This window comes from Bradyrhizobium sp. SSBR45G (assembly GCF_030159255.1).
Lineage (GTDB): Bacteria > Pseudomonadota > Alphaproteobacteria > Rhizobiales > Xanthobacteraceae > Bradyrhizobium.
Genome location: NZ_BSCT01000040.1, coordinates 57,962 through 71,734, shown reverse-complemented (window position 1 = coordinate 71,734; position 13,773 = coordinate 57,962). Strand labels below are relative to the sequence as shown.

The 13,773-nt window shown below is 66.6% G+C and carries 15 protein-coding genes; 7 read left to right on the top strand and 8 right to left on the bottom strand.

Going from position 1 to position 13,773, the window contains the following annotated elements; genetic code table 11:
• The first annotated feature begins 294 nt into the window (after positions 1-294).
• Positions 295-1,032, top strand: coding sequence for a TlyA family RNA methyltransferase (locus tag QQL87_RS31605; RefSeq protein WP_284419717.1), 738 nt, complete (start codon positions 295-297; stop codon positions 1,030-1,032).
• Positions 1,025-2,260 (top strand): class I SAM-dependent RNA methyltransferase, encoded by a 1,236-nt coding sequence (locus tag QQL87_RS31600; protein ID WP_284419716.1) that lies wholly within the window; start codon positions 1,025-1,027, stop codon positions 2,258-2,260. Before QQL87_RS31605 ends, QQL87_RS31600 begins: the two co-directional genes overlap by 8 nt.
• A 99-nt stretch (positions 2,261-2,359) precedes the next feature.
• Here QQL87_RS31600 and QQL87_RS31595 read toward each other — a convergent pair whose 3' ends face one another.
• Together QQL87_RS31595 and QQL87_RS31590 are read right to left on the bottom strand one after the other, a co-directional pair.
• Complete coding sequence (locus QQL87_RS31595; protein WP_284419715.1) at positions 2,360-2,947, bottom strand: septal ring lytic transglycosylase RlpA family protein; 588 nt, start codon at positions 2,945-2,947, stop codon at positions 2,360-2,362.
• A 319-nt stretch (positions 2,948-3,266) separates the two neighbouring features.
• Positions 3,267-4,118: a DUF1194 domain-containing protein gene (locus QQL87_RS31590; RefSeq protein ID WP_284419714.1), complete on the bottom strand. Its 852-nt coding sequence runs from the start codon at positions 4,116-4,118 to the stop codon at positions 3,267-3,269.
• 232 nt (positions 4,119-4,350) lie between these two features.
• Here QQL87_RS31590 and clpS point away from each other — a divergent pair, with 232 nt between their 5' ends.
• A complete protein-coding gene (gene clpS / locus QQL87_RS31585; RefSeq protein WP_284419713.1) occupies positions 4,351-4,656 on the top strand; it encodes an ATP-dependent Clp protease adapter ClpS in 306 nt (101 codons plus the stop codon).
• On the opposite strand, the gene QQL87_RS31580 is transcribed toward clpS, so the two are convergent.
• The 4 genes from QQL87_RS31580 to fabI are packed head-to-tail and all read right to left on the bottom strand — an operon-like array spanning position 4,620 to position 8,469.
• Positions 4,620-5,831 carry an adenylate/guanylate cyclase domain-containing protein gene (locus QQL87_RS31580; RefSeq protein ID WP_284419711.1) on the bottom strand — a complete coding sequence of 404 codons (1,212 nt, stop codon included), beginning with the start codon at positions 5,829-5,831 and terminating at the stop codon, positions 4,620-4,622. The genes clpS and QQL87_RS31580 overlap by 37 nt on opposite strands.
• A 56-nt stretch (positions 5,832-5,887) precedes the next feature.
• Positions 5,888-6,973, bottom strand: coding sequence for a chorismate synthase (gene aroC, locus QQL87_RS31575; protein ID WP_284419710.1), 1,086 nt, complete (start codon positions 6,971-6,973; stop codon positions 5,888-5,890).
• A 50-nt stretch (positions 6,974-7,023) separates the two neighbouring features.
• Complete coding sequence (locus QQL87_RS31570; protein WP_284419709.1) at positions 7,024-7,623, bottom strand: histidine phosphatase family protein; 600 nt, start codon at positions 7,621-7,623, stop codon at positions 7,024-7,026.
• 12 nt (positions 7,624-7,635) lie between these two features.
• Positions 7,636-8,469, bottom strand: a complete 834-nt coding sequence (fabI, locus tag QQL87_RS31565) for an enoyl-ACP reductase FabI (protein WP_284419708.1) — start codon at positions 8,467-8,469, stop codon at positions 7,636-7,638.
• A gap of 204 nt (positions 8,470-8,673) precedes the next feature.
• Between fabI and QQL87_RS31560 the strand changes: the two genes are divergently transcribed.
• Both QQL87_RS31560 and QQL87_RS31555 read left to right on the top strand, forming a co-directional pair.
• Entirely contained in the window at positions 8,674-9,162 is a 489-nt protein-coding gene (locus tag QQL87_RS31560) for a sigma-70 family RNA polymerase sigma factor (protein WP_284419706.1), read from the top strand.
• Between the two features lie 103 nt (positions 9,163-9,265).
• A complete protein-coding gene (locus tag QQL87_RS31555) occupies positions 9,266-10,036 on the top strand; it encodes an anti-sigma factor family protein (protein ID WP_284419705.1) in 771 nt (256 codons plus the stop codon).
• A 369-nt stretch (positions 10,037-10,405) separates the two neighbouring features.
• On the opposite strand, the gene QQL87_RS31550 is transcribed toward QQL87_RS31555, so the two are convergent.
• Positions 10,406-11,368 (bottom strand): DnaJ C-terminal domain-containing protein, encoded by a 963-nt coding sequence (locus tag QQL87_RS31550; protein ID WP_284419703.1) that lies wholly within the window; start codon positions 11,366-11,368, stop codon positions 10,406-10,408.
• A 112-nt stretch (positions 11,369-11,480) separates the two neighbouring features.
• Positions 11,481-11,885 (bottom strand): RT0821/Lpp0805 family surface protein, encoded by a 405-nt coding sequence (locus tag QQL87_RS31545; RefSeq protein WP_284419702.1) that lies wholly within the window; start codon positions 11,883-11,885, stop codon positions 11,481-11,483.
• 125 nt (positions 11,886-12,010) lie between these two features.
• Here QQL87_RS31545 and pdxH point away from each other — a divergent pair, with 125 nt between their 5' ends.
• Positions 12,011-12,661 carry a pyridoxamine 5'-phosphate oxidase gene (gene pdxH / locus QQL87_RS31540; RefSeq protein WP_284419701.1) on the top strand — a complete coding sequence of 217 codons (651 nt, stop codon included), beginning with the start codon at positions 12,011-12,013 and terminating at the stop codon, positions 12,659-12,661.
• 134 nt (positions 12,662-12,795) lie between these two features.
• Positions 12,796-13,551 carry an SDR family NAD(P)-dependent oxidoreductase gene (locus tag QQL87_RS31535; RefSeq protein ID WP_284419699.1) on the top strand — a complete coding sequence of 252 codons (756 nt, stop codon included), beginning with the start codon at positions 12,796-12,798 and terminating at the stop codon, positions 13,549-13,551.
• The last annotated feature ends 222 nt before the right edge of the window (positions 13,552-13,773 follow it).

Sequence of the window (13,773 nt, the reverse complement as noted above, 5' to 3'; positions counted from 1 at the left end):
CAGCCCCCGCGGCGTAAGCTCAGCTGCGAACTCAAATTGGCTCACAAGCTCTACGCATCTCGCTCTGAGGCACCATCCCGCCTCACCCTCCGCTGTCGTCCCTGCGAACGCAGGGACCCATAACCACAGGACGCCGTGTTGGGCAGACTCGTAGTTGCCATCTTCCTACAAACTACGTCCTGTGGTTATGGATCCCGGGTCGACGCATCAACGCGCGATGCGCGCTGATGCTTGCCCGGGACGACACCGAAATTGGGGCGCAAACTCCACAACTCATGACCATTGATCAGACAAATGCCCCCTCCCCGCAAACGCGCTGATGTCCTGCTGGTCGAACGCGGCCTGTTCGAGAGCCGTGCGCGGGCGCAGGCGGCGATCGAGGCTGGACTCGTGTTCGCCAATGACAAGCAGGTCGGCAAGGCTTCGGAGAGCGTTCCCGCCGACGCCGTGCTGCAGGCCGAGCCCGCCCATCCCTGGGTGTCGCGTGGCGGCGTCAAGCTCGCGGCGGCACTCGAGCATTACGGCATCGAGGTCGAGGACCATGTCTGCCTTGATGTCGGCGCCTCCACCGGCGGCTTCACCGAGGTGCTGCTGGCCAATGGCGCGGCGGTCGTGTTTGCGATCGATGTCGGCCGCGACCAATTGCATCCCTCGCTGCGCGGTCATCCGAAGATCATCTCGATGGAGCAGACCGACATTCGCAGCTATGACGGCAAGCGGCTGCCGCAACGGCCGGACATCGTCGTGATCGACTGCAGCTTCATTTCGTTGAAGGCGGTGCTGCCGGTTGCATTGACGCTGGCGGCCTCGCCGATGAGCCTGCTGGCGCTGATCAAGCCGCAATTCGAGGCGAAGGGCGCGCACGGCAAAGGCGGCATCATCAAGGATGCGAGCGTGCATGCCGCCGTCTGTGACGACATCGCCGCCTTCGCGGCCTCGCTCGGCTGCAGCGACATCGAGATCTTTCCGTCATCGATCAAGGGCGGCGACGGCAACGCCGAATTCTTCCTGGGAGCGCGCCGCCATGGTTGAGCGTCTCGTCATCGACCATGTCGGCCATCGCGGCGACGGCGTCTCGCTGTCGTCAGGTGAGGCGCTTTACGTGCCCTGCACACTGGCCGGCGAGACCGTCGAGGCCGCCGCGATTCCCGGCCATCCCGATCGCCGCAAGCTGCTGGCGGTGGAGACGCCGAGCGCGGAGCGCATCACGCCGTTCTGTCCGCATTTCGGCGTCTGCGGCGGCTGCGCGATCCAGCACTGGAGGCCCGAAGGCTACCAGCAGTGGAAGCGCAACATCGTCGTCGAGACCTTGCGCGCGGCGAAGGTCGATTGCGAAATCGCCGATCTGATCGACGCGCATGGCGCCGGCCGCCGCCGTGCCACCTTCCACGCGCGGATGGGCACGCATGAGGTGCTGAGGGTCGGCTTCTCGGCTGCCAGCAGCCATGAGATCGTCCCGATCGACCGCTGCCCGATCCTCGATCCCGGCCTCGACGGCGCGCTGGAGGCGGCGTGGGCGCTCGCGGAAGCCTTGAAGCCGACCGGCAAGCCGCTCGACCTCCAGGCGACCGCGACCGGCAACGGCCTCGACGTCGACGTCCGCGGCTCCGGTCCGCTGCCGCCGTCGCGCATCGCGGCGCTGTCGCGTCTCGCCGAGCAGCACCGCCTGGCGCGGCTGACGCGGCACGGCGAACTGGTGCTGATGCGCAATCCGCCCGTCGTGATGATGGGCACAGCGCAGGTGACGCTGCCGCCGGGATCGTTCCTGCAGGCGACCGTGCAGGGCGAGGAGACGCTGGCGCGATTGGTCGACGAGCGCGTCGGCAAGGCCAGGCACGTCGCCGACCTGTTCTGCGGCGTCGGCCCGTTCGCGCTGCGGCTCGCGGCCCGCGCACGCGTCACCGCCATGGACAATGACACCGGCTCGATCGCAGCGCTGCAGAAGGCCGCCGGCACACAAGGCCTCAAGCCGATCAAGGCCGAGACGCGGGACCTGTTCCGCCGTCCCTTGATGCCGCAGGAATTGCGCGAGATCGACGCCGTCGTGTTCGACCCGCCGCGCCAGGGCGCGCAGGCGCAGGCCAGGCAGCTCGCGGCGAGCAAGGTGCCGGTCATCGTCGCAGTGTCCTGCAACGTCACGACCTTCGCCCGCGACGTCCGCATGCTGATCGACGGCGGCTACAAGCTTGAGACCGTGGTGCCGGTCGATCAGTTCCGCCACACGCCGCATGTCGAGCTGGTGGCGCGGCTGGTGCGGTGAGCTGACACCAACGTCGTCATTGCGAGCGAAGCGAAGCAATCCAGGGCTCAGCAAGGATTCTGGATTGCTTCGCTCCGCTCGCAATGACGTATGGGACTTCTATCTCACCACGCTGACCTTCACCGGCGCGACGCCGGTGTTGACCATGCCGAGCGCCTGGGCGGCCGAGTAGGACACGTCGACGACGCGTCCGTGCACGAACGGCCCGCGATCGTTGACGCGTACCACCACCGAACGTCCGGTCCGGACGTTGGTGACCTGCAGGCGGGTGCCGAACGGCAGGCTGCGATGGGCGGCCGTCAGCTCGGAAGGGTTGAAGCGCTCGCCGCTCGCGGTTCTGTGCCCTTCCGAATAATAGCTGGCGAGGCCCGACGATGCGGCGCGCTCCGGCGGCGGGCTGAGCTCGGCCTGGCGCACGCGCACGACCGACTCCGGCGCTGTCTCCGCACGCTGGACCTGGGGACGAAATTCGACGGCGGCCTGCCTGGTCGGCGCCGTCAGGCGCGCCTGCCGGACCCCTGATGATTGCGCGCAGGCGGCGAGCGACGCCGCGGCCGCACACACGACGCTCGTCCTGACGAGCAGGCGGGCGAGCCCTGCCGGGCCGCCACGGGTCAACGAGCCACGGGTCAATGAATGGTGCGCGTCGCGCTGCGCGGGACCTTCTGTCCGGTCGAAAATACGCATGTTCTGTGCGCCTCTGCCTCAACCCGTTCATGGTCGCGGCCCAATCACGGCGGCACCGTGGCAAAGAGAAATTGACGGCCTCACAACTCCTGGTTTTTGGCCCGTGTGTGGCCGCAAGGTCACAGACTCATCAGATCGGTGACGAGGAGCAATTATCCACGCAAGATCGACATACCGCCACTTGTGTCCCGCGCATGTTCGCTGGGTGCGCGGCGCGGCTGACCATGCCGGAGAGGCGCGCTGATACTGTCCGCGCGCGCCGATGGCGGTTTTTGATCCGCGATTGCTTCGCGCCGGGCGACGGCAGGCGCAGGCCCGTTCACCGTCCCCAGCGGTCCTGCCAGATCTTCTCGCCGATCAGACAGGAGACACGCGGCTCCTTGCCGGTATCGTCGGCGACCGGCACGATCCGCGGCGGCGGCGCGCGGCCGGCGACCTCCATCAGCAGCTTGGTGCGGATGGCTTCCTTGAATTCGTCGCGGCTCTTGATCGCGACGACGAACGAGCCGCGGCCGCCGGTGACGCAATCCTTGTAGTAGAGGTCGAGGTTCTCGATATCCATCGTGGAGTAGGACGGCTCCTTGACCATGATCGGCAGGCCGTTGATCGTGATCCCCCTGCTCACGGCCTCGTCGCGCGCCATCGTCACCGGCGAGGGACCATTGTTGTTCGGCCCGTCGCCGGAAATGTCGATGACCCGGCGCAACCCGCGATACGGGTTCTCCTCGAACAGCGGCATCGCGAAATAGATCGCCCCCGAGATCGAGGTGCGTGACGCCCGGCGGATCGGCGTCTTCATGATCTCGGAAGCGACGGCGTCGGCGCTTTCCGGTCCATCGATCAGGCGCCAGGGAATGATGATCTTCTGGTCGCTGGAGGCCGCCCATTCGAAATAGGTGACGGCGATGCGGCCATGCACGCCGTTTTTCAGGGCCTGAAGGAATTCGCGCGAGCTGAGCGCCTGGGCATAGCCTTCACGCTGGATCGCCAGCTCGTCGAGGTCCATCGAGTAGGACACGTCGACGGCGAGGATGAGCTCGACATCGACGGAGGCCTCCTTCTCGCTCAGTTGCGGCGGCTGTGCCCCGGGCGCTGCCACGACGGTCACGACGTCGCCGCCCGCCAGGGCCCCCGCCAGACACGCCACCCCGATCGAGATCCACCAGCGCATGAGCTGCCTCCAATCGCGTCTGATGATGGTGACATGCAATCTGCAGTCAGCAAAGCGGGAACGCACGCATCCATTCACATTCCAGTTAGTCCCAGGGTTTGTCCGGATGCTGATCCGGCCGGGCGCGGCGTGCGTTGTTCGACCAATGGCGTGGCGCCCGTGGTTTCCCGGAGCCGCCGAAGGCTGTATTGTGACGTCTCCGCCGCATCAGGAACACACGAGCGCGCCTGACATGAACGACGCCGTCGCCAAGCCGAAGACCAAGGTGCGCACCAAGACCGAGCGTCCGCGGCTCTACAAGGTCATCCTCGTCAACGACGACTTCACGCCGCGCGATTTCGTGGTGATGATCCTGAAGTCGGAATTTCGCATGACCGAGGACCAGGCCTACAAGGTCATGATCACCGCCCATAAGCTCGGCGTCTGCGTGGTCGCCGTGTTCACCAAGGATGTCGCCGAGACCAAGGCGACGCGCGCGACCGATGCCGGGCGCGCCAAGGGCTATCCCTTGCTGTTCACCACCGAGCCCGAGACCTGATCGTCCTCCTCGCGCAAGCCAAACACGCGCTGCTCGGTCGCAAAGCCAGCGATCGGAAATGCGCCGAGATCGGTCCATGGCTCGGCACAGGCGCCGGCGAAGGCCTCGGAGGCGACCACGGTGCGCTTCAGACGCGCGGCGATCTTCTCCAGCCGGGCGGCGAGATTGACGGCCGGGCCGATGCAGGTGAAATCGAGCCGGTTGCCGCCGCCGATATTGCCGTACAGCACCGGTCCGACATGCAGCGCGAGCCCGAAGCGGAAGCGCTCGACCGTCTCGCCGATCCGGTATTCGAGCGCCGTGACCTTGGCGCGGGCGGCGCGCGCCGCATCGCGCACGCGCGCGCAGACCTCGGCGGGGTCGCCGTCCTCATCCGCAATCGGAAACACGGCCAGCAGGCCGTCCCCCATGAACTTCAAGACCTCGCCGCCACGCTGCCGGATCTCCCCGACCTGACAATCGAAGTACAGGTTGAGGATGTCGACCACCATCTCCGACGGCAAGCGATCCGACAGCGCCGTGAACCCGCGCAGATCCGACAGCCAGATCGCGGCATGCATCGTCTCGGCGTGGCCGCGGCGGATCTGACCGGCGAGGATGCGCTCGCCGGCACGATTGCCGACATAGGTGTCGAGCAGCATCGAGGCGATGCGTTGCAGCCCCACGATCTCGATGTAGCGTGACAGGGCCGGGATCAGCGACCTGATCGCATCGACCTGGGCTGCGGTGAAGCCGCCGGGCTGTTTGGTGGTCCAACTCGACGCATGGACGTCGCCATCCAGGAACGTCATCGGCAGCGCCAGATAGTCCGTCGCGCCCTCGTCACGCAGATCGAGCAGGACCGGATAGGCCTCGGACGAGGCGGCCCGTGGATCGGCGCGGACTTCACGACCCTGCTCGAACACGACGGAGAGCGGGCTCTGCCGGAATTCCGGCGATTGGAGAAAGCCGAAATCGACCGAGTTGATCACGACGTCTTCGCCGGGCCGCCAGAGAAAACCGCGTCCGAAAACCTCGGGATGCAGGGTCTGCAGGAAAATGCCGACCCGCCAGAGTGGAATGCCGGCCTGTGTCAGCCGCTCACAGGCCTCGGCCATCATCTTGGGCGGCGTTGCGGCCGTGCGCGCACCGTCCACCATCCAGTCGATTATCGCCTGCAGACGAGCGGGAGTCATGGCCTAACACTAGGCCTCACCGTGACAACGGTAAAGGCGAGACGAATCCGAGGCCGCTATCCGACCTGGCCGCGATGGCGCAGCAGGTGATCGGCGAGCACGCAGGCCATCATCGCCTCGCCCACCGGCACGGCGCGGATGCCGACGCAGGGGTCGTGACGTCCCTTGGTCAGGATCTCGGTCTCGTGGCCGGCGCGGTCGACGGTCTGGCGCGGGGTGAGGATCGACGAGGTCGGCTTGACCGCGAAGCGCACCACGATCGGCTGTCCCGTGGCGATGCCGCCGAGGATGCCGCCGGCATTGTTGGACAGGAAGCGCGTGCCGTCATTGGCCGAGCGCATCTCGTCGGCGTTCTCCTCGCCGGTCAGCTCGGCCGCAGCGAAGCCGGCGCCGATCTCGACGCCCTTCACCGCATTGATGCTCATCATTGCCCCTGCCAGCTCCGCGTCGAGCTTGCCGTACAGCGGCGCGCCCAACCCTGCCGGGACGCCTTCAGCGACGATCTCGAGCACCGCGCCGATCGACGAGCCTGATTTGCGGATGCCGTCGAGATAGTCCTCGAAGAACGCCGCCTTGTCCTTGTCGGGACAGAAGAACGGGTTGCGCGCGATCTCGTCCCAGTCCCACTTCTCACGATCGATCTTGTGCGGGCCCATCTGCACCAGCGCGCCGCGCACCTTGACCGCGGGCAGGATCTTGCGGGCGATGGCGCCGGCCGCGACACGGGTCGCGGTCTCGCGCGCCGAGGAACGGCCGCCGCCGCGATAGTCGCGCAGGCCGTATTTCGCCTCGTAAGTGAAGTCGGCATGGCCCGGGCGGAACTTGTCCTTGATCTCGGAATAATCCTTCGAGCGCTGGTCGGTGTTCTCGATCAGGAGCGCAATCGGGGTGCCCGTGGTGACCTGCATGCCGGTGTCGGGATCGGGCATGACGCCGGAGAGGATCTTCACCTGATCCGGCTCCTGGCGCTGGGTGGTGAAGCGCGACTGGCCGGGCCGGCGGCGGTCGAGATCGACCTGGATCTCCGCAGGCTCCAGCGGAATGCGCGGCGGGCAGCCGTCGACCACGCAGCCGATGGCCACGCCATGGCTCTCGCCGAAGGTGGTGACGCGGAACAGGTGGCCGAAGGTGTTGAAGGACATGAGCTGATCACCCAATCAGGAAAACCGCATCCCGGAACGACGCGGATAAACTAGCTGAACTTCTCGAATCCGTCCTGGCCGAACACATAGACTGCGCCCTGCTGGATCGGAAGATCGACGGCGCCGTGCGGCGTTTCGAAGCCGAGCGCGACCATCAGCGCCCGCGCGGTGCCGCCATGGGCGACGGCGACGATATCGCCGGTGAGCTGATCATACCAGTCGCGCACGCGGCGCTCGACATCGGCATAAGTCTCGCCGCCCTCCGGCGCCAGCGACCATTTGTCGGTCAGGCGCTGCGCGTAAAACGCGGGATCGGCGGCCTGCATCTCCGGCAGGGTCGCGCCCTCCCATTTGCCATAGCCGATCTCGCGCAGCCGCGCATCGAGCGCGTAGCCCTCGGCCGGCAGCTTCAAGGTCTCGCGCACCAGCTCCATGGTCGCGCGTGCCCGGCTGAGCGGACTCGCGACATAAGGCAGGCGCGCCGCATCATCGCCGTTGCGCGCGATCAGCTGGCCAAGGATGTTGCCGGCCTGGACCGCCTGCACGCGCCCGAGCGCATTGAGCGGAATGTCCTGCGTGCCCTGCAGGCGGCCGAGCGCATTCCATTCCGTCTCGCCGTGGCGGATGTAGTAGATCGTGGGCCGGGGCATTGCAGGAAAATGCTACTCCTTGGCGCCGACGGAGTTGCTGAGCGAGATGTCGGGCGCCTCCGGCCGCTTCATGCCGACGACGTGATAGCCGGAATCGACGTGGTGCACCTCGCCGGTGACGCCGCGCGACATGTCGGACAGCAGATACAGCGCGCTGTCGCCGACCTCATCGATGGTCACGGTCCGGCGCAGCGGCGCGTTGTACTCGTTCCACTTCAGGATATAGCGGAAATCGCCGATGCCGGACGCGGCCAGCGTCTTGATCGGCCCCGCCGAGATCGCGTTGACGCGGATGTTCTTCTCGCCGAGATCGGCGGCGAGGTAGCGCACGCTGGCCTCGAGCGCGGCCTTGGCGACGCCCATCACGTTGTAGTGCGGCATCCACTTCTCGGCGCCGTAATAGGTCAGCGTGATGATCGAGCCGCCCTCGGTCATCAGCTTCTCGGCGCGCTGCGCGATCGCGGTCAGCGAGTAGCAGCTGATCAGCATGCTCTTGGAAAAATTGTCCTGCGTGGTCTCGATGTAGCGGCCGTCGAGCTGGTCCTTGTCGGAGAAGGCGATGGCGTGGACGACGAAATCGATCTTGCCCCACTTCTCCTTCAGCACGTCGAACACGGCGTCGATGGTGGCGGCATCGGTGACGTCGCAATGGCCGAGCACGAGGCCGCCGAGCTCGGCGGCCAACGGCTCGACGCGCTTCTTCAGCGCGTCGCCCTGGTAGGTCAGTGCGATCTCCGCACCGGCCGCGCGCGCCGCCTTGGCGATGCCCCAGGCGATCGAGCGGTTGTTGGCCACGCCGAGAACCACCCCGCGCTTGCCCTGCATCAAACCTGAAATCTGCGCCATGCGGCTTCCCATCGAACTGATTATTAACTGTGGACGTACACCACCGGTCTGGCCCGGTACAGCCCCATTCCGTCCGCTCTGTGGCAAACTCCCGGCGCGGCCTGCCCCGTCGGAATAGGCCTGTCTCTGCGGTGTTATCATCTGTGCAAGGCGCGGTTGCGGCCCACGCCTCTGTCCCAACTTCGAACGGCCGCAGGGCACCCCATGAGCGCGTTTCGCCAGAGCGTCGAGGCCATGATCCCGGCACTGCGCCGCTATGCCCGGGCGCTGGCGCGCGACATGGACGCCGCCGACGATCTGGTCCAGGACACCCTGGTACGGGCGCTGCGCTCGGAGCGGCTGTTCCTGGGCGGGGATTTGCGGAGCTGGCTGTACACGATCCTGACCAATCTGAACAAGAACCGTCGGCGCTCGCTGGCGCGGCGGCCGCTGTTGATGCCGCTGCAGGACGACAATCCCGATGCCAGCGGCACCGAGGCCGAGGGCCGCGACATCGCGCGTGCGCTGGCGACCCTGGTCGAGGAGCAGCGCGCGGTGCTGCTGCTCGTCGTGCTCGAAGGCATGAGCTACCGCGAGGTGGCCGACATCCAGGGCGTGCCGATCGGCACCGTGATGTCCCGTCTCGCGCGCGCCCGCGCCCATGTCCGGGCCGTCATCGAGGGCGAGCGGCCGGCGCTGCGGAGAGTGAAATGACCCCGCCCTTCATCGCACAAAAGCCGCTCTACCGGGTTCGCCTGACCAGGGCCGCTGCGATCGCGCCTCGGCGTGGCCGCTCGACTGCAACGAGATCCAGATCATGACCGATCCCACCATTCCCGTCACCGAAGACGAGCTGCACGCCTATGTCGACAATGAGCTGCCGGTGGAGCGCCGCAGCGATGTCGAGCGCTGGCTCGCCGCGAATCCGGCGGAGGCGGAACGGGTCGAATCCTGGCGCAGCATGGCCGAGGCGCTGCATGCCCGCTACGATTCCGTGACCAACGAGCCGGTGCCGCCGCGTCTCGAGCTCGACCGTCTGGATCGGCGGCCGCGCCGCTGGATCATCGGTGCGGCCGCGGCAAGCCTCGTCGCGTTCGCGGCCGGCGGCACGATCGGCTGGCTCGCGCATGGCGCGGCATTGTCGCCGTCGCCGCTCCAGATCCTGACTGGTGAGGCGCTCGACGCGCACCGGCTCTATGTCGTCGACGTGCGCCATCCGGTCGAGGTTCCGGGCGAGGAGAAGACTCACCTGCAGCAATGGCTGACGCGGCGCTGCGGCCGCACCGTGCAGGCGCCCGAACTGGAAACGACCGGGCTCAAGCTCGTCGGCGGCCGGCTGCTGCCGGGTCCGACCGGACCGGCCTCGTTCCTGATGTATGAGAGCCCCTCGGGCGAGCGTTTCACGGTATATGCGACCAAGGCGGGGATCGAGGCGGCCCAGATGCGCTACACGACGCAGGGCAGCACGGCTGCGCTGTCCTGGACGGAGCGCGGGGTCAGCTACGTCGTCAGCGGCGGCAGCGACCAGACGCGTCTCACTCAGGTTGCGCGCCTTGTTTATGACCAGTCCGAACGGACGGGCGGCTAGCGCTGCGTCACGTTTCGATCGCCGCCTGATCCCGCCTTCCGCCGAATCCGGTCATCGTCAGAAGCGGTTGCGGGGCGTCTGCAGGCCAGGCATCGACGTGACTTGGGGCAGGCCCGCCACCGGACCGCCACACGCCAAGGTCGATGCCGCAATTCGGTCACCGAAAATCTGGAATCATGGCACCGGCGCGTCTCAATATCGCGCCAGTTACTCACGAAAAAATGACGAGTGTTCGATCCGCCGATCGACACGGAAGCGGCCTCGATCGGGGTTTTGTACCGCGCTGGTCCCCCTTTCGAGGCCGCACTTTTTTCTCAAGTTTCAAGCTGGTCGTCAGCTTTTCACCCGAGTGGTGCGCAACGCGCAACCTCAGGAGAGGTTGCTGCGCGGATTGTAAGGATGGCGATCGCGCCATTTGGTCATCAGCGCCTCGAGCTCGGCATCGTTGCCATCGGGCAGCACGATTCTGGTCGTGACGAACAGATCGCCCGCCGTGCCGTCGCTCTTGGGCAGGCCCTTGCCCTTCAGCCGGAAGGTCCGGCCGCTGGAGGTGTTCTTCGGGATCGACAGCTCGACCGCGCTGCTGAGCGTCGGCGCGCGCACCTTGGCGCCCAGCACCGCCTCATACAGCGTGATCGGCAGATCGAGCCTGACGTCGCTGCCCTCGACCTTGAAGAAGGGATGCGGCGCGATCTGGATGGTAATCAGCAGATCGCCCGGCCGGTGCCCCGGCACGCTCTCGCCCTGCCCCTTGAGCCGGATCTGCTGGCCGGCGGTCACGCCGGGCGGAACCTTGACGTTGAGCTCCTTGCCGGACGGCAGCCGCACGCGCTTCTCGCCGCCCTTGACGGACTCCTCGAGCGTGACCGACATCGTCACCTTCAGGTCGAGATCGACGCCGACACCGCCATTGTCGAACTCGAATGGGCTGCCACCGCCGCGCGGACCACGCTGGGCGCCGCCGAACATGCTGTTCAGGATGTCCTCGAAGCCGCCGCCCCCGAAACCGCCGCCGCCCGGCCCGCCGCCGCTGCGGAAGGTGTAGTTCTCGAAGCCGCCGCCCGGACCGCCACGGCCAGCCCCGCCGCCAGGGAAGCCCTGGAAACGTGGCTTGCCCTCGGCGTCGATCTCCCCGCGATCGAACTGCTTGCGCTTCTCCTCATCGCCCAGGATCTCGTTGGCCGAATTGAGCTCGGCAAACCTGGCCGATGCCTTCGGATCATCCTTGTTGCTGTCGGGATGATGCTTCTTGGCGAGCTTGCGATAGGCGCTCTTGATGGCCGCAGCGCTGGCGCTTCGCGGCACCCCCAAGACCTCATAGGGGTCGCGCATCCGTCACGTCTCCTTGTCGAAAATCCGATACTAACCTATGGGCTCCCCGCCCGCTTCGCATTTCATCTGGGGAGGCCGTTGTATTTTTGCAACGGGTTCCAGCCACGTCCCGCTAGCTTTGCTGCCAGGGTTTGAGCGTGTGGATGTCCCAGCGTCCGCGCTCGATCCGGCACGCCGAGCCCTGTAGCCAGCGCTCGGTCCTGCCGTTGACGTAGCTTGCCAGGAAATCCCGGCACGTCCGGCCATTCTCTCCCGCATACGACTTGGCGATCGGGGTTACCGAGCCACGGGCGCCGGTCTGCGGGTTCTGCCAGGGCTGGCTGGAATCCTTGGTGCCCCTGGTCAGCACGTCGGACGCCGCGTTGCGGGCGAAGGCGAGATCGGATTCGGTCGGCTCGCGCTCGGGCGGCGGGCTGATCGCGCCGGTGATCTCCGCATCCTCCATCTTGGCATAGGCCGCCTCGGGTCGCGACAGGCTGCAGCCGCCGCCGGACAAGCCGATTAGAATGAGTGTCAAAGCGGTGCCGGCATGACCGATCGCGGATAGGCCAAGCCGGACCGATGCCCTATATAGGGCCGGACCAGAATGGACTTGCACGCGCCTGGCCGCGGGTGAACGCAAAACTCGGACTCCCCATACACATGACCGACCCCACGAACATCAAACACCAGACAACCTTAACATCCGGTACATCGGCTGATTTTACCCAGGCCGGCGAGCCGTTTGCGCTGTTTGCCGAATGGTTCGCGGAGGCCACGAGGAGCGAGCCGAACGATCCGAATGCGATGGCGCTGTCGACCGTCGACGCCGACGGGCTGCCGGACGTGCGCATGGTGCTGATGAAGGGCTATGACGAAGACGGCTTCGTGTTCTACAGCCACAAGGCCAGCCAGAAGGGCCAGGAGCTTGCCGCCCATCCAAAGGCCGCGCTGCTGTTTCACTGGAAGTCGCTGCGCCGGCAGGTCCGCATCCGCGGCCTGGTGACGCCGGTGACCGACGAAGAGGCCGACGCCTATTTCGCGACCCGGCCGAAGCAGGCGCAGCTCGGCGCCTGGGCCAGCAAGCAGTCGCAGCCGCTGGAGAGCCGCTTCGCCTTCGAGCAGGCGATCGCCAAGGTCGCCGCGCAATACATCATCGGCGAGGTGCCGCGTCCGCCCGGCTGGAGCGGGTGGCGCATCACGCCCGTCCGCATGGAGTTCTGGCACGACCGGCCGTTCCGGCTGCACGACCGCATCGAATTCCGGCGCGAGGCTGCCGGCGGGTCGTGGACCAAGGTGAGGATGTATCCGTAACGGCGGATCTCTGACACGCCGCCTCATCGCACGCGCCTTCAACACACGCTCCGAATCGCTGCGCATGAATCGCGCAGCGAAAACCCAACCATTGTGGTAAACTGATCCTTCGAGGATCGTGAGAGACCCAAGCCATGCCGCCGACCTCTTCCAACCAGCCGCGGCGAACCATGCTGCTGACCGGCGCCAGCCGCGGCATCGGCCATGCCACGGTGATCCGCTTCTCGTCCGCGGGCTGGCGCGTCCTCACCTGCTCGCGGCATCCCTTTCCCGAGGAATGCCCGTGGGGCGCCGGCCCCGAGGACCATGTCCAGGTCGACCTGTCGGATCCCCAGGACACCGTGCGGGCGATCGCGGAGATCAAGCAGCGGATCGACGGCGGCGAGCTGCATGCGCTGGTGAACAACGCCGCGATCTCACCGAAGGGCGCCGGCGGCGCCCGGCTCGGCACCGTCGACACTGATCTCGACACCTGGAATCACGTCTTCCGCGTCAACTTCTTCGCGCCGATCATGATGGCGCGCGGCCTGATCAAGGAACTGAAGGCGGCCAAGGGCTCCGTCGTCAACGTAACCTCGATCGCCGGCTCACGCGTGCACCCCTTTGCCGGCGCGGCCTATGCGACCTCGAAGGCGGCGCTGGCGGCGCTGACCCGCGAGATGGCCTCGGATTTCGGCCGCGTCGGCGTGCGCGTCAACTCGATCGCGCCGGGCGAGATCGACACCTCGATCCTGTCGCCGGGCACCGAGAAGATCGTGCAGGAGCAGATCCCGATGCAGCGCCTCGGCACCCCCGACGAGGTCGCCAAGATCATCTACGTGCTGTGCTCGGAGACCAGCTCCTACGTCAACGGCGCCGAGATCCACATCAACGGCGGTCAGCACGTCTGACCGTGGTCACCCCGTCACGAACGGAGTGCCGGCCCCGTCCCTGAATTGGTTCACACCGACTTGCCGCTTTCGACGAGTCCGGGGACGTCACGCCCATGCGCAATTAACGCCGCTTGCAAAGATCGATGCTGATGCTTCAGGCGTCACAAACGAACAGCGCCCCCGGATCGGGAGCGCTGTGGGTCCGGCAGCACCGGCAAGCAGGGATTTCAGTTGATCGGC

Bases quoted from the DNA above. Each gene is read 5' to 3' on its own strand.
- QQL87_RS31535 (WP_284419699.1), top strand. From the start codon at position 12,796: ATGCCGCCGACCTCTTCCAACCAGCCGCGGCGAACCATGCTGCTGACC.
- pdxH (WP_284419701.1), top strand. From the start codon at position 12,011: ATGACCGACCCCACGAACATCAAACACCAGACAACCTTAACATCCGGT.
- QQL87_RS31550 (WP_284419703.1), bottom strand. From the start codon at position 11,368: ATGCGCGACCCCTATGAGGTCTTGGGGGTGCCGCGAAGCGCCAGCGCT.
- QQL87_RS31605 (WP_284419717.1), top strand. From the start codon at position 295: ATGCCCCCTCCCCGCAAACGCGCTGATGTCCTGCTGGTCGAACGCGGC.
- aroC (WP_284419710.1), bottom strand. From the start codon at position 6,973: ATGTCCTTCAACACCTTCGGCCACCTGTTCCGCGTCACCACCTTCGGC.
- QQL87_RS31595 (WP_284419715.1), bottom strand. From the start codon at position 2,947: ATGCGTATTTTCGACCGGACAGAAGGTCCCGCGCAGCGCGACGCGCAC.
- QQL87_RS31590 (WP_284419714.1), bottom strand. From the start codon at position 4,118: ATGCGCTGGTGGATCTCGATCGGGGTGGCGTGTCTGGCGGGGGCCCTG.
- fabI (WP_284419708.1), bottom strand. From the start codon at position 8,469: ATGGCGCAGATTTCAGGTTTGATGCAGGGCAAGCGCGGGGTGGTTCTC.
- QQL87_RS31580 (WP_284419711.1), bottom strand. From the start codon at position 5,831: ATGACTCCCGCTCGTCTGCAGGCGATAATCGACTGGATGGTGGACGGT.
- clpS (WP_284419713.1), top strand. From the start codon at position 4,351: ATGAACGACGCCGTCGCCAAGCCGAAGACCAAGGTGCGCACCAAGACC.
- QQL87_RS31555 (WP_284419705.1), top strand. From the start codon at position 9,266: ATGACCGATCCCACCATTCCCGTCACCGAAGACGAGCTGCACGCCTAT.
- QQL87_RS31600 (WP_284419716.1), top strand. From the start codon at position 1,025: ATGGTTGAGCGTCTCGTCATCGACCATGTCGGCCATCGCGGCGACGGC.
- QQL87_RS31570 (WP_284419709.1), bottom strand. From the start codon at position 7,623: ATGCCCCGGCCCACGATCTACTACATCCGCCACGGCGAGACGGAATGG.
- QQL87_RS31560 (WP_284419706.1), top strand. From the start codon at position 8,674: ATGAGCGCGTTTCGCCAGAGCGTCGAGGCCATGATCCCGGCACTGCGC.